Here is a 19,877-nt window from a genome sequence, read left to right as displayed (position 1 = left end):
TGTGGAACCACCCGATCCCATCCCGAACTCGGAAGTGAAACGCAGCTGCGCCGATGGTAGTGTGGCTCAAGCCATGCGAGAGTAGGTCATCGCCAGGGTTTATACCCAAAACCCCGCTGCTTGCGCAGCGGGGTTTTTCTTTGTGCGCAGAACATGCGGGTAGTGCCGGCCGCCGGCCGGCACCGCCATAGCTGCACACCGGCCGGTAGATGCACGCCATGCGTGGATATTCTCCGCGGGCAGCCCCAGCGCCAACCAGGGTTGGCGACTACCGAGGGCATGCGGGCGCACAGTAGATCCACGCCGTGTGTGGATGCGGCGCCAGCCAGGGTTGGTCGCTCCTCACGGCAGGTCCGGAAGCGGACTTTCCTGACCCATCACGCAAAAGCAGGCAAAAAAACGGCGCCCTGCGGGCGCCGTCTTGACCGGGATGGAACTGCAGGCCCGGATCAGGCGGCCCGCGAGACCTCGTGCGGTTCCTGCTGGCGGAACACCGATACCGCCTCGGTAAGCGTACCCGCCTGCGATTGCAGCTCGCGTGCGGCCGCGGTGGCTTCCTCCACAAGCGCGGCATTCTGCTGCGTCGCCTGGTCCATCTGCACCACGGTCTGGTTGATCTGCTCGATGCCGACCGACTGCTCCTGCGAGGCCGCCGAGATCTCGTGCATCAGGTGGCTGACATTCTCAACGCCCCCGACAATGCCCTGCATCCGCTGGCCCGCATCGGCCACCAGCTGGGCACCTTCGCCCACCTGGCGACCCGCCTCATCGATCAGTTTCTTGATTTCCTGTGCGGCGGCGGCGGAGCGCTGCGCCAGCACGCGCACCTCGCTGGCCACCACCGCGAAGCCACGGCCCTGCTCGCCGGCACGGGCGGCCTCCACTGCCGCGTTGAGCGCGAGGATATTGGTCTGGAAGGCGATGCCATCGATCACGCCAGTGATGTCGCCGATCCGCTTCGAGGCTCCCTCGATCGCCTGCATGGTGTCGACGACCCGCTGCATGGCGACGTTGCCATCGCTGGCGGCGCTCTGGGTGGTGATCGCCAGCTGGCTCGCCTCGCGCGCATGGGCAGCGTTCTGGCGCACGGTGGCAGTCAGCTCTTCCATCGAAGCGGCGGTTTCCTGCAGGTGCGCTGCCTGGCGCTCGCTGCGCTCGGACAGCGCGCCATTGCCCGCAGCGATTTCGCTGGCAGCGGTGCTGATCGAGGACGCGCACTGCTGGATACGGCCCACCATGCGCGCCAGCTGGCCGGCGGTGGCGTTGGCATCGCGCTGGATCGCGGCAAAGGCGCCGTGATACTCGCCATGCATGCGTCGATCGAGATCGCCGCTGGCCAGCGCCGAGAGCATCTGCCGCACCTCGTCAACCGTACTGCCCAACGTATCCAGCAGCTGGTTGATGCCACCGGTGAGGCCATCGAGGAAGCTGGCACCTTCGGTTGCCTGCAGGCGCTGGTCGAGGTCGCCGGCGGCGGCGGCCGCGACGATGCCGGCGACGGCGTTCTCCAAGGCGAGCTCATGGGTACGGTCATGCCACTCCACGGCGAAGCCCAGGCGCAGGCCCTGTGCGTCGAAGACCGGAGTAACCACCTGTGCGAAGTGCACCGGGCCGATCTGTACCTTGCCGTTGTGGCTGACCTGCAGGCCATTGAGGATGGCGCGGATCCGGTCCGGGTTGGCGTGGAAGCGATGGATGCTGCTACCGACCAGGCGCTCGGCATCGAAATCGGGGAAGGCCTGGCGCAACGTTGCCTGCTGGTTGCGCAGCAGGGCCACCACCGAGCGGTTCACGTAGCGGATCACGTGATCGTTGTCGGCAATCATCATCGCGGTGCGCGAGGCATCGAGGGCCTGGCGGATCTGCGCGTTCTCGGCGTGTGCCTCCGCTTCGCGTCCACGCTGGGCCTGCACATGGCGTGCGGTGTCGGCCAGCGCATGGGCCAGCGAACCCGGTGCGTAGGCGGTGGTGTCAGCATGTGCACCAAGATCGGCGCCGGTGGCGATGTCGCGCGCCAGCGCGGCCAGCCGGCGGGGACCGTGGCCAAGTGCTTCGGTCTGCTGGCGGAGCCGCAGTGCGACCTGGCCAAGGAACAGGGTCAGGCCGGCCAGCATCGCGGCCTGCAGCAGCGCCGGCCCCACCGCAGCACCGGCCGGCAGCGGGGCCAGCAGTGCAAGCGTGCCGATGCTACCGGCCAGCCACACCGGCAGACGATCGCGATGGCCCAGCAGCACGCCCAGCAGCAGGGCGATCGGCAACGCCGGCGACAGGCCGGTGATCGCGGACAACAGGGCCAGCTGCAGCGCCACCAGGATCGCCAGGGCGTTGCGGGCGATGCCGCGGCCTGCCAGCGGACCGGCCAGCCACAAGGCGGGCAGCACAGCGCCCGCGGCCAACGCGGCGGCCACACCGTGCGGACCGCGCAGGGCCAGCACCAGCCCGGTCACGGCCAGTGCCGCGCTGCCGGTCAGCAGGCGGCGGTCAGCACCGCGGGCGAGCTGTTGCAGGTGCGACAGGCGGGCGGTATCGGGGGGACGGGCGGATGCAATGGACATCGGAGGCTCCTGGGTCAGCAGACGACAACGAGCACGCCGCAACGCACGCAGCAGGGCGTGACGAGGGCGGGTGCCGGGAATTCGAGGGATGCGGCGCGATCAGCGACGCGGAGAGGGGACACCGCGGCCACATCCTGTGGGTGACGGTGCAGCAGAGCGGGCATGCGGACTTCCTTGCAGAACCAGACACATGCCGCAGGACCGACCGGGCCCGCGTGCAGCGGGCGCAGGGGCCCGCAACTGATGTATCGGCCGCAAACGCGCGGAGTGAAGCGCGCGGACGCCTGCGCTCAGCCGGCGTTGTCGTTGCTGAAGAAGTGCAGGATCACGCCTGCGATCTGTTCCGGATCTTCCATGTGCAGGTGATGGTTGCCGGGAAACACTGCCAGCCGGCCATCCCGCAGGTGCTGCAGGCGATCGCTGCGCATCGGCTCGGGATAATACGACTGCGCCGGCGTGGCATAGATCACCTGTGTCGGGCACGCGATGGCCTGCAGCAGGTTGTCGATCTGGCCCTCGCTGAGGCGGATCGCGGTGGGCAGCATCAGGCGCGGATCGCTGCACCAGCGATACCCGCCTTCGACCGGTTCCACGCCGCGCTCGACCAGCAGTCGTGCGCACGGTTCGCTGAGCTGGTTGGTCATCATCCGTGCGCGGATCGGCGCGGCCAGGTCGGGGAACACGCGCAGCTGCTTGCGCGCCAACGCACGGGTTGCGTTCACGTGCTCGCGCAGGCGATGGGCGGTCTCTTCTTCGGGGCCGCGCAGGCCGCCGAGAGCTTCGATCGCCACCAGGCGTTCGACGCGGTCGCTGACCGAGGCGGTGAGGCTGGCGATGCCGGCGCCCATCGAATGGCCGAGCAGGCTGAAGCGGTCCCAGCCCAGGGCGTCGGCCACATCAAGCACGTGGCAGATCGCGGCCGCCGTGGTGTAGCTGGCACCGGCCGGCAGGTGCGCGCTGTGGCCATGGCCGGGCAGGTCGATCGCCACCAGCTGCAGCGACGCCAGGTGCGGCGCCAGCGGCACGAAGCTGGCGGCATTGTCGAGCCAGCCATGCAGGGCCAGCACGCGCGGGCCGTCGCCGCTGTTGCGCAGGCCGGCGACGCGGGTGCCGCCCACCTCGAGTTCAAAGGGTTGCAGACTCATGCCAGCGAGGCCACGGCCAGTCGTGCCAGGGCGCGCGCGTGTTCCGGTTCGGCATTGAGGCAGGGGATGTAGCGCATCGTCGCGCCACGTTCGGCCAGCGTTTCGGTGAAGCCCATCGCGACTTCTTCCAGCGTTTCCAGGCAATCGGTGGCGAAGCCGGGGCAGACCACGTCGATCTGCTTCACACCGGATTCGGCCAACGCCCACAGGCTCGGCTCAGCGTAAGGCTGCAGCCAGCGCTCGCGGCCGAAGCGCGACTGGTAACCCATCTGCCAGTCGTCCTTGCCCAGGCCCAGCGCGTTGGCGATGGCCTGCGCGCTGGCCTCGCAGCGCTGCGGATACGGATCACCCGCGTCGGCCAGGCGCTGCGGGATGCCGTGGAAGGAGAACATCAGTTTCTGGCTGCGGCCGTGCTGTTCCCAGTAGCGGCGGATCGAGCCGGCAACGGCCTCGACCCAGCCCGGGTCGACCGAGTAGTCGCGTACCAGACTGACGGTCACGCCCGGGTTGCGCCGCTGCCAGGCGTCGACGCGGTCCTCGACCGAGGCGGTGGTGGTGGTGGAGTACTGCGGGTACAGCGGCAGCACCACGATGCGGCGTGCGCCTTCGCCGGCGAGGCGGTCGAGCTCGTGGGCCAGGGCCGGTTCGCCATAGCGCATTGCGTGGCGCACTTTCAGGGTTGGCAGCAGGGCCTGCATCGCCTGCGCCAGCTGCCGGGTATGGACCATCAGCGGTGAGCCATCCGGCAGCCAGACCTGGGCGTACTTGGCCGCCGAACGGCTGCTGCGCAGCGGCAGGATCAGTCCGCGCAGCAGCGGCTGCCACAGCAGTGGCGGGATCGCGACCACGCGGCGGTCGGACAGGAATTCGGCCAGGTAACGGCGTACGGCGGGGGCCGTCGGCGTATCGGGCGTGCCTAGGTTGACCGCCAGCACGGCGGTATCGGGTGCGTCGAGCATGGGGTGCATTGTCGCCGATCCGGTGTCGCACCGGGATGCAGGGTTCGGATTGCAGGCATAGCGGGCATCTATGTGAGCGGGGAGCGCTCATTGGCGATTCATGACAACACTACTAATTTCAGTCACTTGCTATATCTTCCTATGGACTGACTTCTGGAGCCTGCCATGCGTCGCCCGATCCAAGCCCTGCTGATCGCCGCCAGCCTGCTGTCCAGCCAGGCCATGGCCGGACCGCAGGAAGACCAGCGCGCCCGCAATGCCGTGCGCGTGCTGGCGGAGATCCAGGAAATCCCTGAACAGGGAATTCCGGACAAGTTGCTCGACGAAGGCCGCGCGGTCATCGTCATTCCCGACACGATCAAGGCCGGCCTGGTCATTGGCGGTCGTCGCGGCCACGGGCTGATGTCGGTGCGCATGCCCAATGGCGCCTGGTCCAGCCCGGTATTCGTCAAGCTGACCGGTGGCAGCATCGGCTTCCAGGCCGGCGTCCAGTCTTCGGACGTGGTGCTGGTGTTCCGCAACGACCGCAGCCTGGACAACCTGGTCAATGGCAAGTTCACGCTTGGCGCCGATGCCGGCGTTGCCGCCGGTCCGGTCGGCCGCAATGCCGCCGCCGCCACCGACGGCCAGCTGAAGGCCGAGATCTGGTCGTGGTCGCGCGCGCGCGGCCTGTTCGCCGGTGTTGCGCTGGATGGCGCGGTGCTGCAGATCGACGATGCCGCCAACCTTGACGCCTACGGCAGCAACACCACGCCGCGCATGATCTTCGAAGGTCGCGCCGTCGGTTCGCCGTCGATGGACGTGGTCGCCTTCCGCGATCGCCTGGAAGAGGCCACCTACGCCGCCCGCAACAACCGCAACGGCAACGGTGGCAATGCACCGCGTCCGGCGCCGGCGCCGGCTGCCGCCCCTGTGCCTGCGCCTGTTCAGGCAGCACCGGCGGCCCCGGCCGAAGCCACCACCGCGCCGCTGCAGAACGTTCCGCAGAACCCGCCGCCGCAGCAGCAGGGCTTCCAGCCGGTCAACGACGGCGAAATCCGCACGGAAACGCTGGGCGGAAACTGACTTTCGTCACGCGCGCCGGCTAACAGCCGGTGCGCTATGCTCGACAGCCTGATCACTAACGTAACGAGCGTCTTTATGGGCAGTTTCAGCATCTGGCATTGGTTGGTCGTGCTGGCCATCGTCCTGCTGGTGTTCGGCACCAAGCGCCTGACCAGTGGCGCCAAGGACCTCGGTTCGGCGGTCAAGGAATTCAAGAAGGGCATGCGCGACGACGACAAGCCGAACGCGCAGCTGGGCGACGAGTCGCGCAGCCAGGACGCCTCGCGCACCGCGCAGGACGAGCACGACCGCACCCCTCGCTGATCCGGAGCGGTCGCGGTGTTTGATATCGGCTTCAGCGAATTGCTGGTGATCGCCGTGGTCGCCCTGGTGGTGCTCGGTCCCGAGCGCCTGCCCAAGGCGGCCCGCTTTGCCGGCCTGTGGGTGCGTCGCGCCCGCAATCAATGGGATTCGGTGAAACAGGAACTGGAGCGCGAACTGCAGGCCGAGGAGATCAAGCGGCAGATGCAGGACGTTCGCCAGGGCATGCAGGACACCGAGAACCAGCTGCGTGCCAGCGGCGAAGCGATCCGTCGCGAAGCGCAGGAGGCGCAGCAGCAGGGCGATACGCTGGCGCAGGAGGTACGCGCACCGGCGCCTGCGGATCTGCCGCCGCATATGAGCGGCCTGACCCGTGCCGATGCACCGGTACAGGAGGGCGTCGCTCCCGAGCCGACGCCGGCGACACCCCCTGAAGCCGGTGCGCCGCCGCCGCCGCGCACGGAGCGCCAGCCATGAGTGAACAGGATTTCGGCGAGAGCTCGCTGGTCGAACATCTGGTGGAACTGCGCGGCCGCCTGGTGCGCGCATTGCTGGGCCTGGGCGTGGTGCTGCTGGCGCTGCTGCCGTTCACCCAGAAGCTGTACAACGCGTTGGCCGAGCCGCTGGTCTCGCAGCTGCCGAACGGGCAGACGATGATTGCCACCAATCCGGCCGGCGCCTTCTTCGCGCCGTTGAAGCTGACCTTCTTCGTTGCCCTGTTCGTGGCGGTGCCGTGGCTGCTGTACCAGCTGTGGGCCTTCGTCGCGCCCGGCCTGTATGCGCGCGAGAAGCGCCTGGCGGTGCCGCTGCTGGTGTCCTCGGTGCTGCTGTTCTACACCGGCTGTGCCTTTGCCTACTTCCTGGTGCTGCCGGCGGTGTTCCACTTCCTCACCACCTTCAGCCCGGACGTGATTGCGATCACCCCGGATGCAAATGCCTACCTGGATTTCGTGCTGGCGATCTTCTTCGCCTTCGGCGGCAGCTTCGAACTGCCGGTGGCGATGGTGATCCTGGTGCTGCTGGGCTGGGTGACGCCGCAGCAGTTCAAGGAAGGCCGCGGCTACGCGATCGTCGGCATCTTCGTGCTGGCGGCGGTGCTGACCCCGCCGGACGTGGTTTCGCAGCTGATGCTGGCGATCCCGATGTGCCTGCTCTATGAGCTGGGCATCCACGCCGCACGCTGGCTGGTGCCGTCGTCGGCAGTCAAGAAGCCCGCCGCCTGAAAGAAAAAAGGGGACGGAGGGGATTAAGTCGTTTATGCCCAGTGTGTGCAGCTAACGACTTAATCCCCTCCGTCCCCTTTTTTCATCAGGCGTGGAAGATGTCGCTCGAGGTCGGCGTGGTCGGGATCGGCGGTGCGGCGCGGCTGCCACGGTGCACGAACATCTGCTTCCACGCGGCGTAGACCGCGCCGACATACAGCGGCATCAGCACCGTGGTCAGCACCAGCTGGGCGATGAAGGCGGCGGCCAGCGGGCCGCCGATCAGCATCGCGATCTGGATCACGATCACGAACAGGATGTAGATGCAGAACGCGGCGATCAGGCCGAGCACGGCGAACACGATCATTGCGCCGATGTTCTCGATGCAGCCCTGCAGGCTCAGGCGCAGCGCGTGCATGCCGCTCTGCTTGTCGAACACCACCAGCGCCGGCTGGGTGAACATTGCCAGCGACAGTGCGACCGCGCTCAGGAACACCAGCAGCATCCACAGTGCGATGCGCTTGGCCGGCAGGTTGGCCACCAGCGCCGCGGCATCGTCCGGCTTGATCTGCTGGCCACTGCGGCTGATCTCTTCCATCTTGGTCATGACCTCGCTGAAGGCGGTGAAGCCTTCGCGGCCGATCATCAGGAACAGCAGCGCGCCCAGCAGCAGCACCGCCAGCACCTGGATCGCCAGCGGCACCAGCAGGTGGCTGACGCGGTGGTCGCGGATCGGCTGCAGCAGGTGCGAGGCCAGGCCCGGGCGACCTTCGTCGATCTCACCCACGGCGTACAGCATGCCGCCGAACATGATCGGCGAGATGGCCAGGGTCATCAGCTGCACGGCCATGCCGGCAGCGCCGGGAATCAGCGTCGACAACAGGGTGACCACCCAGCTCACCAGCAGCCAGGTCAGACCGATCCGGGCCAGCTGCAGCGGCGCACGCCGATACAGCGAGAACGTATCCAGCAACCACTGGGCGCCCGCCGAGGCCGGCAGCTTGCGAATCTCTTTCATGGACATCCGGGAAGGACAGGAGGGGGCCGGGCGCTTGCCCGTGCCGCCGATTATCCCTGTTTTGCCGCCGGCTGGGCTGAAGACAGCCGCGCCTGGCGAACGAAGCGGCGCAGCAGCTGGCGCGCCAGCGGTGCGGCGCTGACCGCGCGCTCGATGCTGCGGGCACAGCCGCCATGGCGGCCGATGCAGTCGGCGCGGGCACGCACGTAGCCGCGCATGTGGTGGGTGGCGAACTCGGGGTGGAACTGCACGCCCCAGGCCTGGCGCCCCCAGCGGAAGGCATGGCAGCCATCCAGCGGCGAGCGTGCCAGTACTTCGGCGCCGTCGGGCGCGCGCAACACGGTCTGCAGGTGGGTGGCGTGGGCGGCGAAGTGCTGCGGCAGGCCCTGGAACAGCGGGTCCTGCGCGGCCTGCGGCTGCAGCTCCAGTTCGATCGTGCCCGACTCGCGCCCGGCCGGGTTGTAGGCCACCTCGCCACCCAGCGCGTGCGCCAGCAGCTGGTGTCCGTAGCAGATACCGAACACGGGCAAGTCGTCGTGGGCGGCCTGGCGCAGCCATGCGGCACTGCGCTCACTCCATTCGGCGTGGTCGGTGACGAAGGCGGCCGAGCCGGTCACCAGCACGCCGGCGAAGGCATGCGGGTCGGGCAGGGCATCCCCGTGTTCGACATCGACCACCACCGTCTCGTGCTCTTCCAGCCCGGCGGCCACCCGGATCCAGTGAGGGAAGCGCCCGTAGCGGCGCAGCGACGGCACCGGTCGGCCGGTTTCAAGGATCAGGAACGGGGCTGGGTTCATCCGGGGGCGGCAGGACTGACAGGACTTCCTCGATTGTAGTCAGCCCCTGCGCCACCTTTTCAAGCCCGGCCTGGCGCAGGGTTCGCACCCCTTCAGCCCGCGCGGCACGGGTGAAACCGGCCAGATCCATGTCGGCGCGGATCTGCCCACGCAGCCGCGAGCCCAATGGCAGCAACTCATACAGGCCGATGCGGCCGAGGAAACCGGTGCGCCGGCACTCCAGGCAACCAACCGGCCGACAGGGCGTGGCGGCATCTGGATATGCGGCTTGGCTATCAGCCAGCACCGCCCAGTCGGCAGCACCAAGGGTGTGCGGCTGCTTGCAGTGCGGGCACAGGGTGCGCACCAGGCGCTGGGCGAGGATGCCGTTGAGGGTGCTGGCCAGCAGGTAGTGCGGCACGCCCAGGTCGAGCAAGCGGGTGACCGCCGACGGCGCGTCGTTGGTATGCAGCGTGGACAGCACCAGATGGCCGGTCAGCGAGGCCTGCACCGCCATCTGCGCGGTTTCCAGATCGCGGATCTCGCCGATCATGATGATGTCCGGGTCCTGCCGCAGCAGGGTGCGCACGCCGCTGGCGAAGTCCAGGTCGATGTTGGCCTGCACCTGCATCTGGTTGAACTCGGGCGCGATCATCTCGATCGGGTCCTCCACGGTGCACACGTTCACGTCCGGCGTGGCCAGCCGCTTCAGCGTGGAATACAGGGTGGTGGTCTTGCCTGAGCCGGTCGGGCCGGTGACCAGCACGATGCCGTGCGGGCGTTCGACCAGTGCATTCCAGCCGGCGGCCTCCTGCGGACTGAAACCCAGCTGGTCGATGCTCTTGAAGGCGGCATCCGGGTCGAAGATGCGCATCACGCACTTCTCGCCGAAGGCGGTGGGCATGGTCGACAGGCGCATCTCGACCTCGCGGCCGCCCGGCGAGCGGGTCTTGATGCGGCCGTCCTGCGGGCGCCGGCGTTCGGCCAGGTCCATGCGGCCGAGCACCTTGATGCGGCTGACCACGGCGGTCATCACCGCCGGGGGCACCTCGAAGACCTTGTGCAGCACGCCATCGATGCGGAAGCGCATGCGCCCCATCTCGCGGCGCGGTTCCAGGTGGATGTCCGAGGCGCGCTGTTCGTAGGCATATTGCAGCAGCCAGTCGACGATGTGCACGATGTGCTGGTCGTCGGCATTGACGTCGCCGGTACGGCCCAGCTCGACCAGCTGCTCGAAGCTGGGCAGGGTGGTGCTGGCTTCGCCGCGGACATCGCCGCGCGCGCCACGCACCGAGCGGGTCACCCCGTAGAACTCCATGGTGTAGCGGTGCAGGTCGAGCGGATTGACCACCGCCAGCTCGATGCTGCGGCGGGTCAGGTGCTGCAGGTCGCGGCGCCACTCCTGCACCAGCGGCTCGCTGGTGGCCACCAGCACCCGTTCGGCATCCACCGCCAGCGGCAGGAAGCGGTGGCGGCGGGCGTAGGCATGGGAGACCAGCGCGGTGACCGCAGCGACGTCGACCCGGGTCGGATCGATGCGCAGGTAGCGGCTGCCGGTGCGCCGGGCCAGCCATTCGGTCAGGCGTTCCAGGGTCAGTTCGCCACCGTCGCGGGCGGCCAGCTTGAGGTTGGACAGCAACACCAGCGGGTGCACTTCACTGGCGTTGCGCGCGCCCTGTGCGGAAAACCGCATGCGCTCGACGTCGTGCTCGGCCACCAGGCCATCGGCCAGCAGCGCTGCGCAGACCTGTTCGAAATGCAGGCGGCCCCACGGCAGCGGGATGTCGCCTGGCTCGCCGGGCGTGCCCACCGGCAGCCGATGTTCCATCTGCCTGCTCCTCCCGGGTACGGAATGCCCCGCAGGTCGGCCGTTATACTAACGCACCCCCTTGCCGGCCAAGACTCGTACGCATGTCCGCGACCCCGACCGTTCCGATCACCTTCCAGGGCCTGATCCAGACCCTGAACCAGTTCTGGGCCCAGCAGGGCTGCGTGCTCATCCAGCCGCTCGACCTGGAGGTGGGCGCCGGTACCTTCCACCCGGCCACCTTCCTGCGTGCGATCGGTCCGGAACGCTGGAACGCGGCCTACGTGCAGCCGTCGCGCCGCCCGACCGATGGCCGCTACGGCGAGAACCCGAACCGCCTGCAGCGCTACTACCAGTACCAGGTGGCGATGAAGCCGGCGCCGGACAACATCCAGCAGCTGTACCTGGATTCGCTGAAGGCGCTGGGCATCGACCCGCTGGTGCACGACCTGCGTTTCGTCGAGGACAACTGGGAATCGCCGACGCTGGGCGCCTGGGGCCTGGGCTGGGAAGTCTGGCTCAACGGCATGGAAGTGACCCAGTTCACCTACTTCCAGCAGGCCGGTGGCCTAGAGTGCCGCCCGGTGCTGGGCGAGATCACCTACGGTCTCGAACGCCTGTGCATGTACCTGCAGAACTGCGACAACGTCTACGACCTGGTCTGGACCTACGGCCCGGACGGGCAACCGGTGACCTATGGCGACGTCTACCACCAGAACGAAGTCGAGCAGAGCACCTACAACTTCGAATACGCCGACGTGGACGAAATGTTCCACCGCTTCGATGCCTGCGAGCGTGAAGCGCAGAAGCTGGTCGAGGTGGGCCTGCCGCTGCCGGCCTACGAGCAGGTGATGAAGGCCAGCCACACCTTCAACCTGCTCGATGCACGCCGCGCGATCAGCGTGACCGAGCGCCAGCGCTACATCCTGCGCGTGCGCGCGCTGGCCCAGGCGGTGGCCAAGGCGTACTACGAGCAGCGCGAGAAGCTGGGCTTCCCGGGCGCGAAGAAGGCCTGACGGGCCGTCGGCACCCACCCGCTTTTCATCAACTACCCGGGGCGCCGGACGCGTCGCGCGCTGCGCCCCCACCACAGGATCGAACCGATGAGCCAACTGTCCCCCCTGCTGATCGAACTGGGCACCGAGGAGCTGCCGGTCAAGGCGCTGCCGGGCCTGGCCCAGGCGTTCTTCGACGGTGTTGTCGAAGGCCTGCGCACGCGCGGCGTCGCGCTGGAACTGGGTGATGCACGCCCGCTGTCGACCCCGCGCCGCCTGGCCGTGCTGCTGCCGGGCGTGGGCCTGGAACAGCCGGAACAGCACAGCGAAGTGCTGGGCCCGTACCTGAACATCGCACTGGACGCCGAAGGCCAGCCGACCAAGGCGTTGCAGGGCTTTGCCGCCAAGGCCGGGATCGACTGGACCGCGCTGGAGAAGACCACCGACAACAAGGGTGAGCGCTTCGTGCACCGCGCGGTGACCCCGGGCGCACGCACCGCCAGCCTGCTGCCGGAGATCCTGCGCGAGGCGATTGCAGCGATGCCGATTCCCAAGCCGATGCGCTGGGGCGGCCACACCTGGGGCTTTGCCCGCCCGGCGCACTGGCTGGTGCTGCTGCACGGTACCGAGGTGGTGGAGGCCGAACTGTTCGGCCTGCAGGCCGGCCGTGTCAGCCGTGGCCATCGCTTCCACCACGACCAGCCCGTGTCGCTGGCCCAGCCGCAGGACTATGTTGAAGCCCTGCGCGCCGCCTTCGTGCTGGTCGACCCGCGCGAGCGCCGTGCGCGCATCGTCGCCGAGGTCGAGGCCGCCGCGGCCAGGGCCGGTGGCAGCGCCCGCATCACCGACGACAACCTGGAGCAGGTGGTGAACCTGGTCGAGTGGCCGTCGGCGGTGCTGTGCAGCTTCGAACGCGCGTTCCTGGCAGTGCCGCAGGAAGCGCTGATCGAAACGATGGAGATCAACCAGAAGTTCTTCCCGGTGCTGGATGCCGCAGGCACGCTGACCGAGAAGTTCATCGGCATCGCCAACATCGAATCGAAGGACGTGGCCGAAGTGGCCAAGGGCTACGAGCGGGTGATCCGCCCGCGCTTTGCCGACGCCAAGTTCTTCTTCGACGAGGACCTGAAGCAGGGCCTGGCGTCGATGGGCGACGGCCTGAAGACGGTGACCTACCAGGCCAAGCTCGGCAGCGTGGCCGACAAGGTGGCGCGCGTGGCCGCCCTGGCCGAAGTGATCGCACCCCAGGTGGGTGCCGATGCCGTGCAGGCCAGGCGGGCTGCCGAATTGGCCAAGAACGACCTGCAGTCGCGCATGGTCAACGAGTTCCCGGAGCTGCAGGGCATCGCCGGCCGCCACTACGCCGTGGCCGGTGGCGAATCGACCGAGGTGGCGCTGGCCATCGACGAGGCCTACCAGCCGCGCTTCGGCGGTGATGACATCGCGCTGTCGCCGCTGGGCAAGGTGCTGGCCATCGCCGAACGCGTCGACACGCTGGCCGGTGGTTTCGCCGCGGGCCTGAAGCCGACCGGCAACAAGGACCCGTTCGCGCTGCGCCGCAATGCGCTGGGCCTGGCCCGCACGATCATCGAAAGCGGCTTCGAGCTGGACCTGCGCGCGCTGCTGGCCAGCGCCAACGCCGGCCTGGCCGCGCGCAACGTGCAGGCCGATGTCGGCGAGCTGTACGACTTCATTCTCGACCGCCTGAAGGGCTATTACGGCGACAAGGGCGTGCCGGCCACGCACTTCAACGCGGTGGCCGAACTGAAGCCGGCCTCGCTGTACGACTTCGACCGCCGCCTGGATGCGATCGGCACCTTCGCCGCACTGCCGGAAGCCGAAGCACTGGCTGCGGCCAACAAGCGCATCCGCAACATCCTGCGCAAGGCCGAGGGCGACATTCCGGCGCAGATCGACCCGGCGCTGCTGCAGGAAGACGCCGAGCGCGCGCTGGCCGAAGCGGTCACCGCCGCCATCGACGACACCGGCGCCAGCCTGCACCAGAAGGACTACGTGGCCGTGCTGGCACGCCTGGCGCGCCTGCGCCCGCAGGTCGACGCGTTCTTCGACGGGGTGATGGTCAATGCGGACGATCTGGCGCTGCGTGGCAACCGCCTGGCGCTGCTGACGATGCTGGGCGAGCGCCTGGGCAAGGTCGCGGCGATCGAGCATCTGTCGAGCTGATGCCCGTATCGGTAGTGCCGGCCGCTGGCCGGCATTACCCCGCGCACCGCATCGCCGGTGGATGTCCATCGGGGTCATTGCCGGCATCGCGCACGATGCCGGCATCCTCGCCTGCATTCACGATGATCGCCACAAAGGTGCGTATTTTGACCGCCACTTAACAACCGATCCCGAATGACGTGATGCATTTCGCATCGTCACCTTCGGTCGGTATGCTGTCCCGCATGCAGCCAAAGAAATACGCCCTGCCGCTGATGGTCCTGTCGCTGGCCGCCACTTCCGTGGCCCACGCGCGCGGCACCATCGACAAGGTGGACATCAAGGGATTGGACAAGGGCGACGACGCCGCAATCATCGAGAACATCCAGGAATCGCTGTCGCTGTACGACACGATCGGCAAGGAACAGGGCGAATCACGCCTGGAGTACCTGCTGTCACAGGCCGAGCGGCAGACCCGCCAGGCACTGGAACCGTTCGGGTACTACAACCCGGTGATCAAGGTCGAGGCACCGCGCGAGGACGAACACGTGCGCGTGCTGATCCATGTCGACAAGGGCACCCCGGTGACCGTGCGCCGGGAGCACATCGACATCACCGGTCCGGCGATGTACGACCAGTACCTGCAGGATGACCTGGCCGCGTTCAAGCCGCGCAAGGGCCAGCGCTTCGAGCACACCCAGTACGAAGCCAGCAAGATCACCATCACCCGGCGCCTGGCCGAGCGCGGCTACTTCGACGCCGACTACACCCAGCGCCAGGTGCAGATCACCCGCGCCGACAACGCCGCCGACATCGACCTGACCTGGGACAGCGGCCGCCGCTACAACATGGGCCCGGTGCGCTTCCAGCAGGACTACTTCGTCGACAAGCTGTTCGATCCACTGGTCTACTGGGACCAGGGCAGCTACTACCACGAGGGCAAGCTGGACCGGCTGCGCGAGTCGCTGACCAAGCTGGACTACTTCAGCGTGATCGACATCCAGCCGCGCCCGGACCAGGCCGACGAGAACGGCGAAGTGCCGGTGGACGTGAAGCTGACGCGCGCCAAGCGCACCATCTATACCGCCGGCCTGAGCTACGGCAGCGAGAGCGGCCCGGGTGTGCGCGGTGGCATCGAGCGGCGCTTCCTGAACAACCGCGGCCACAAGATGAACACGCAGCTGGACTATGCGCAGAAGCGCAAGAGCCTGGTCACCAGTTACCGCATTCCGGCCTTCAACTGGCTCGACGGCTGGTACACCTTTGCCGCCAGCGCGTACGACGAGCAGACCGACTACATCGATCTGCGCAACTTCAAGCTGATCGCCAGCCGCAGCGGCGAGATCAACGAGCACTGGACCGCGATCGCCTCGATCAACGCACTGCGCGAGCGCTGGCGCTACGCGTCCGGCACCGAATTCACCGACGCCGTCTACAACACCTCGACGCTGGTGTACCCGCAGATGGTTGCCGACTACGTCAACGTCGACGACGAGATGTTCCCGCGCAAGGGCATCAGCGGCGCGGCGACGGTGCGTGCCGGCGTGGAAGGCGCCGGCTCGGATACCAGCTTCGTGCAGGCCAACGCCGTGCTGCGCTGGTACATCCCGGTGGGTGAAAGCAACCGCCTGATCCTGCGCGGTGAAGGCGGCACCACGTGGACCAGCGACCTGGTGGCGATGCCACCGAGCCTGCGCTACTTCGCCGGCGGAGACCGCAGCATCCGCGGCTACGCTTACCGCGAAGTTGGTCCGCGCACGCCCAAACCCGACAAATATGCGCTGGGCGCAAAGAACCTGGTGATCGGCTCGGCCGAGTACGAACACTACTTCAATGGCGGCCCCTGGGGCGCGGCCGTGTTCGTCGATACCGGCAGTGCCTTCGACAACACCATTGACCTGCATACCGGCGTCGGCTTCGGCGTGCGCTGGAAATCGCCGGTGGGCCCGGTGCGGGTGGATATCGCGCACGGCCTGAACAATCCGGACTCGCAGTTCCAGCTGTACCTCAACATCGGAGCGGACCTGTGAGCACGCCCGCACCGAGCCCCGGCACGCCACCGCCGCGCGTGCGCTTCTACCGACGCCGCCGCTTCTGGGCCTGGTCCGGCGTCGGCGTGATCGGCGTGGTGCTGCTGGCCCTGCTGGCGGTGTACTGGCTGCTGCAGACCGTGGCCGGCCGCGATGTGCTGCTGGCCCAGGTGGTGGCGCGACTGCCGGTGGGTGCCAGCTTCACCTGGGACAAGGTGGAAGGCCCGGTAGCCGGTCCGCTGACCCTGTACAACGTCGACTTCCGCTACGACGACATCCACTTCCACGCCGAGCGTGCGCACCTGGAGCCGGACCTGCGCCCGCTGCTGGGCCGCAAGCTGCTGCTGGACAAGCTGGAGCTGACCAACGCCACGCTGAACCTGGCCAAGAGTGACGAGCCGTTCAAGCTGCCGTCGTGGCCCGATTCGCTGCCGCAGATCGAAATGCCGCTGGCGATCCAGGCCGATGACATTGCCATCGACGGCTTCCGCATCAGCCAGGCCAACGAGCCGGTGATCGACATCAGCCGGGTGCGTGGTGGCATCGAGATCGCCAATGGCGAGTTCCAGGCGCACAAGCTGGTGGTGGACAGCGACATGGGCAACTTCACCGCCCAGGGCCGTTACATTCCGGCCGAGGACTACGACACCGATGTGACGGTGACGGCGGTGCTGCCAGCACCGCGTGGGCGCACCGCCGCTACGGTGGGCTTGGTCGCACGTGGCGACCTGTCGCACATGGAAGTGGCCGTAGCCGGGCGCGCGCCGAAGCCGCTGCACGCGATGCTGGTGTTCGATGGCCGCACCGACCCGAGCTGGAGCGCCCGCACCCGCAGCGACGAGCTGGATCTGGCGCTGTTGTCGCCAGCATTGGCGAGCTCGGCGATTGCGCCGTTGTCGCTGGACTTCACCGCCGCCGGCAAGGGCGGCAATGCCAACCTGCGCGGCAGGGTGAAGCAGGGCGACCAGGAGCTGGAACTGGCACCGTCGGTGGTGTCGCTGCAGGACCAGGTGCTGAAGGTCTCACCGCTGCTGGTGAAGGGCCTCGGTGGCGAAGCGCGGCTGGAAGGCACCGCCGACTTCAGCCAGGACGATCAGCAGAAACTCAATTTCTCGGTGGTCGCACGCGATCTGACCTACGTGCCGGCACCCGACCCGAACACGGCTGGCAGCGCACCGGTGCCGGTCACCCTGAAGGAAGCACGCTTCGGCCTGGCCGGTACCCTGAAGGCCTGGGCGGCGATCGGCCGTGCCGAGATCGAACGCGAGGCGCAGAAGGCGCAGCTGCAGTTCGACGTACGCGGCAATGACCAGGCCGCGTCGATCCACCAGCTGCAGGCGCAGACGCCGGGTGGGCAGCTGCAGGTGGAAGGCCAGGTGGCCTGGGCGCCGCAGCTGGAATGGGACGCCAAGGCCACGCTGAAGGACTTCGACCCCGGCTATTTCGTGCCGGGCTGGAACGGCCGCCTGTCCGGCAACCTGGCCTCCAAGGGCCGTCAGCTGCCGCCGCCGGCCAATGCCGCACCGGGCACGGCCGGCACGCTGGAAGCCACCGTCGACCTGCCGTCGCTGAAGGGCATCCTGCGCCAGCGCAACCTTGATGCACAGGGCAAGTTCGCGCTGCAGGGCGCGCAGGGCCAGGGTGACCTGAAGCTGTCGCTGGGCAGCAGCCGGGTGACCGCGTCGGGCAAGGTCGGCGACCGCCTCGACATCGATGCACGTTTCGAACCGCTGCAGCTGAGTGACCTGCTGCCGGGCGCCGACGGCGGCCTGCGCGGCCAGGTGCAGGTGAAGGGGCCGCGCGATGTGCCGGACATCACCGCCGACCTGGTCGGCAATAATCTCAACTGGGAGGGCTACGGCGCCGAGAGCGTGAGCATCAAGGGCCACCTGCCGTGGCGCGGCGACAGCGGCACGCTGGCGGTGCAGGGCCAGCAGGTCAACGCCGGCATGCTGCTGGAGCGCTTGAACGTGGATGCGCAGGGCAGTGTGTCCAACCTGCGCCTGGCTGCGCAGACCCGCAATGAGATGGGCGCGATCGAGCTGCAGGGCAGTGTGCGCCAGCAGGGGGCGCAGTGGCGTGGCGAGCTGGCCTCGCTGCGCATCGCACCGGTGAAGGGTGATGCGTGGTCGCTGCGTGCACCGGCGGCGTTCGCGATCACCGGCAGCACCTACACCCTGTCCGAAGCCTGCCTGGCCGCCGCCAGCAGCGGCGCGCTGTGCGCACAGGCCAACTGGCCGCGAGAAGGCCTGGTGCTGCGCAGTGACGCGCTGCCGCTGGCGCTGGTGCAGCCGTGGCTGCCGCCGCAGTCCGGCCGCCGCATCTACCTGCGCGGCGACGTCAGCCTGGACGCGCAGATCCGCCCGCGTGGCGCGGCCTGGGAAGGCCATGTGGAAGTGCGCTCGAAGGAAGGCGGCGTGCGCCTGGGCGAGAACCGCAACACCGTGGGCGATACCACCCGCGGCGAGCTGGTGCGCTATGACCAGTTCTCGCTGAAGCTCGACATGACCCCGGCCAGCATCAAGGGCTACCTGGGCATGGGCTTCCAGGGCAATGGCTTCGTCGACGCGAAGATGCAGACCGGCTGGGAAGCCAGCGCACCGCTGAACGGTGAGCTCTACCTCAACATGTCGCGGCTGTACTGGCTGGAGCTGTTCTCGCCGGACATCGTGCGCCCGACCGGCCTGATCGAAGGCCACGTCAGCCTGCGCGGTACGCGCGGGCAGCCGTCGCTGGGCGGCGACGCGCAGCTGAGCAACTTCAAGGGCGAATTCCCCGCGCTTGGCCTGACCTTCGACCAGGGCAAGGGTAGTTTCGTGGCCCAGCCCGACGGTTCGGCCAAGATCACCGCGCAGGCCAACTCGGGCCAGGGCACGCTGTATGTCGACGGCGGCCTGTCGTGGTTCGGTGATGCACAGCCGCTGCAGCTGAAGATCCACGGCGAGAACGTGCTGCTGTCCAACACCAGCGAGCTGCGCATCGTCGCCAACCCCAACCTCGACTTCACGTTGGCCAAGGCGGCGATGGAGCTGCGTGGCACCGTGCACGTGCCCGAGGCCGACATCGACCTGGAGCGCCTGGACCGTGGCACCTCGGTGTCCGAAGACGTGGTGGTGCTGGACCCGGCCGATCCGGAAGAGTCGCGCACCTCGCCGCTGGACATGGACCTGACGGTCAGCCTCGGCGACAAGGTGAAGATGACCGGGTTCGGCCTGAAGGGCGCGCTGACCGGCAAGATGCAGGTCTGGGCCAAGCCCGGCCGTGAAATGACCGCCAATGGCGGCTTGGAAGTGAGCGGCCGCTACAAGGCGTATGGGCAGGACCTGACCATCACCCGCGGCAACCTCACCTGGAACTACAACGCGGTGTCCGACCCGCGCATCAACATCCGCGCCGAGCGCCGGATCGGTGATGTCACCGCCGGCATCGACGTGACCGGGCGTGCGCAGCAGCCGCGCGCGGACGTGTGGTCCGATCCGGCGATGTCGCAGTCCGAGGCACTGGCCTATCTGGTGCTGGGACGCAGCCTGACCGGTGCCAGCAGCGACCAGGCGCAGCAGGTCAACGCGGCCTCGGCGGCGCTCTCGGCGGGCAGCGGCCTGCTGGCTTCGCAGCTGGGCGCCAAGCTGGGCCTGGACGACGCCGGCGTGAGCCAGTCGCGCGCGCTGGGCGGCTCGGTGATCGGTGTCGGCAAGTACATCTCGCCCAAGCTGTACGTCGGCTACGGCGTGTCGCTGGTCGGTGCCGGTTCGGTGATCACGCTGAAGTACCTGCTGCGCCGCGGGTTCGACGTGGAAGTGGAGTCGAGCACCGTGGAAAACCGCGGGTCGATCAACTGGCGGCGGGAGAAATAACCCGCTGC

General features: G+C 68.1%; 14 protein-coding genes and 1 rRNA gene. 9 read left to right on the top strand and 6 right to left on the bottom strand.

Translation table 11 applies throughout. The features are described 5' to 3' along the window. A 5S ribosomal RNA gene (rrf, locus tag AC5P7A_RS16395) occupies window positions 1-98 on the top strand; the annotation flags it as partial. A gap of 351 nt (window positions 99-449) precedes the next feature. Here rrf and AC5P7A_RS16390 read toward each other — a convergent pair. From AC5P7A_RS16390 to hemH, 3 genes are all read right to left on the bottom strand, one after another. After that, window positions 450-2,555 carry a methyl-accepting chemotaxis protein gene (locus AC5P7A_RS16390; RefSeq protein ID WP_111205394.1) on the bottom strand — a complete coding sequence of 702 codons (2,106 nt, stop codon included), beginning with the start codon at window positions 2,553-2,555 and terminating at the stop codon, window positions 450-452. A gap of 290 nt (window positions 2,556-2,845) precedes the next feature. Then, window positions 2,846-3,700: an alpha/beta fold hydrolase gene (locus tag AC5P7A_RS16385; protein WP_032957858.1), complete on the bottom strand. Its 855-nt coding sequence runs from the start codon at window positions 3,698-3,700 to the stop codon at window positions 2,846-2,848. Further along, a complete protein-coding gene (hemH, locus tag AC5P7A_RS16380; RefSeq protein ID WP_032957857.1) occupies window positions 3,697-4,659 on the bottom strand; it encodes a ferrochelatase in 963 nt (320 codons plus the stop codon). Before hemH ends, AC5P7A_RS16385 begins: the two co-directional genes overlap by 4 nt. Before the next feature lie 165 nt (window positions 4,660-4,824). On the opposite strand from hemH, the gene AC5P7A_RS16375 reads away from it, so the two are divergent. The 4 genes from AC5P7A_RS16375 to tatC all read left to right on the top strand — a co-directional run bounded on the left by AC5P7A_RS16375 (window position 4,825) and on the right by tatC (window position 7,247). Continuing rightward, window positions 4,825-5,724: a lipid-binding SYLF domain-containing protein gene (locus AC5P7A_RS16375; RefSeq protein ID WP_046433307.1), complete on the top strand. Its 900-nt coding sequence runs from the start codon at window positions 4,825-4,827 to the stop codon at window positions 5,722-5,724. Between the two features lie 75 nt (window positions 5,725-5,799). Beyond that, window positions 5,800-6,027, top strand: a complete 228-nt coding sequence (gene tatA / locus AC5P7A_RS16370; protein WP_014648907.1) for a Sec-independent protein translocase subunit TatA — start codon at window positions 5,800-5,802, stop codon at window positions 6,025-6,027. A gap of 15 nt (window positions 6,028-6,042) precedes the next feature. After that, window positions 6,043-6,501, top strand: a complete 459-nt coding sequence (gene tatB / locus AC5P7A_RS16365) for a Sec-independent protein translocase protein TatB (RefSeq protein ID WP_032957854.1) — start codon at window positions 6,043-6,045, stop codon at window positions 6,499-6,501. Next, window positions 6,498-7,247: a twin-arginine translocase subunit TatC gene (gene tatC / locus AC5P7A_RS16360; protein WP_005420449.1), complete on the top strand. Its 750-nt coding sequence runs from the start codon at window positions 6,498-6,500 to the stop codon at window positions 7,245-7,247. The genes tatB and tatC overlap by 4 nt, the downstream gene beginning before the upstream one ends. Before the next feature lie 85 nt (window positions 7,248-7,332). Here tatC and AC5P7A_RS16355 read toward each other — a convergent pair whose 3' ends face one another. From AC5P7A_RS16355 to AC5P7A_RS16345, 3 genes are read right to left on the bottom strand one after another with little or no spacing between them, the layout of a single operon-like run. Next, complete coding sequence (locus tag AC5P7A_RS16355; protein WP_014648905.1) at window positions 7,333-8,244, bottom strand: BPSS1780 family membrane protein; 912 nt, start codon at window positions 8,242-8,244, stop codon at window positions 7,333-7,335. Window positions 8,245-8,294: 50 nt separating this feature from the next. Further along, window positions 8,295-9,041, bottom strand: coding sequence for a glutamine amidotransferase (locus AC5P7A_RS16350; RefSeq protein ID WP_014648904.1), 747 nt, complete (start codon window positions 9,039-9,041; stop codon window positions 8,295-8,297). Next, entirely contained in the window at window positions 9,013-10,848 is a 1,836-nt protein-coding gene (locus AC5P7A_RS16345) for a GspE/PulE family protein (RefSeq protein WP_134809447.1), read from the bottom strand. Before AC5P7A_RS16345 ends, AC5P7A_RS16350 begins: the two co-directional genes overlap by 29 nt. Before the next feature lie 83 nt (window positions 10,849-10,931). On the opposite strand from AC5P7A_RS16345, the gene glyQ reads away from it, so the two are divergent. From glyQ to AC5P7A_RS16325, 4 genes are all read left to right on the top strand, one after another. After that, window positions 10,932-11,843 carry a glycine--tRNA ligase subunit alpha gene (gene glyQ, locus AC5P7A_RS16340; protein ID WP_014648902.1) on the top strand — a complete coding sequence of 304 codons (912 nt, stop codon included), beginning with the start codon at window positions 10,932-10,934 and terminating at the stop codon, window positions 11,841-11,843. 87 nt (window positions 11,844-11,930) lie between these two features. Continuing rightward, on the top strand, window positions 11,931-14,006 hold the full coding sequence (gene glyS / locus AC5P7A_RS16335; protein ID WP_126411539.1) for a glycine--tRNA ligase subunit beta: 2,076 nt from the start codon (window positions 11,931-11,933) through the stop codon (window positions 14,004-14,006). Between the two features lie 212 nt (window positions 14,007-14,218). Beyond that, a complete protein-coding gene (locus AC5P7A_RS16330; protein ID WP_111205391.1) occupies window positions 14,219-16,015 on the top strand; it encodes an autotransporter assembly complex protein TamA in 1,797 nt (598 codons plus the stop codon). After that, complete coding sequence (locus AC5P7A_RS16325) at window positions 16,012-19,869, top strand: translocation/assembly module TamB domain-containing protein (RefSeq protein WP_495220341.1); 3,858 nt, start codon at window positions 16,012-16,014, stop codon at window positions 19,867-19,869. The genes AC5P7A_RS16330 and AC5P7A_RS16325 overlap by 4 nt, the downstream gene beginning before the upstream one ends. The last annotated feature ends 8 nt before the right edge of the window (window positions 19,870-19,877 follow it).

The sequence above is a fragment of the Stenotrophomonas sp. YJH_SMC_65 genome, assembly GCF_059369475.1.
Note: the sequence above shows the minus strand (reverse complement) of the source record. Positions and strands in the feature narration are given on the sequence as shown.

Bases quoted from the DNA above. Each gene is read 5' to 3' on its own strand.
- glyQ (WP_014648902.1), top strand. From the start codon at position 10,932: ATGTCCGCGACCCCGACCGTTCCGATCACCTTCCAGGGCCTGATCCAG.
- glyS (WP_126411539.1), top strand. From the start codon at position 11,931: ATGAGCCAACTGTCCCCCCTGCTGATCGAACTGGGCACCGAGGAGCTG.
- AC5P7A_RS16390 (WP_111205394.1), bottom strand. From the start codon at position 2,555: ATGTCCATTGCATCCGCCCGTCCCCCCGATACCGCCCGCCTGTCGCAC.
- AC5P7A_RS16330 (WP_111205391.1), top strand. From the start codon at position 14,219: ATGCTGTCCCGCATGCAGCCAAAGAAATACGCCCTGCCGCTGATGGTC.
- hemH (WP_032957857.1), bottom strand. From the start codon at position 4,659: ATGCTCGACGCACCCGATACCGCCGTGCTGGCGGTCAACCTAGGCACG.
- AC5P7A_RS16375 (WP_046433307.1), top strand. From the start codon at position 4,825: ATGCGTCGCCCGATCCAAGCCCTGCTGATCGCCGCCAGCCTGCTGTCC.
- AC5P7A_RS16385 (WP_032957858.1), bottom strand. From the start codon at position 3,700: ATGAGTCTGCAACCCTTTGAACTCGAGGTGGGCGGCACCCGCGTCGCC.
- AC5P7A_RS16355 (WP_014648905.1), bottom strand. From the start codon at position 8,244: ATGAAAGAGATTCGCAAGCTGCCGGCCTCGGCGGGCGCCCAGTGGTTG.
- AC5P7A_RS16345 (WP_134809447.1), bottom strand. From the start codon at position 10,848: ATGGAACATCGGCTGCCGGTGGGCACGCCCGGCGAGCCAGGCGACATC.
- tatA (WP_014648907.1), top strand. From the start codon at position 5,800: ATGGGCAGTTTCAGCATCTGGCATTGGTTGGTCGTGCTGGCCATCGTC.
- AC5P7A_RS16350 (WP_014648904.1), bottom strand. From the start codon at position 9,041: ATGAACCCAGCCCCGTTCCTGATCCTTGAAACCGGCCGACCGGTGCCG.
- tatC (WP_005420449.1), top strand. From the start codon at position 6,498: ATGAGTGAACAGGATTTCGGCGAGAGCTCGCTGGTCGAACATCTGGTG.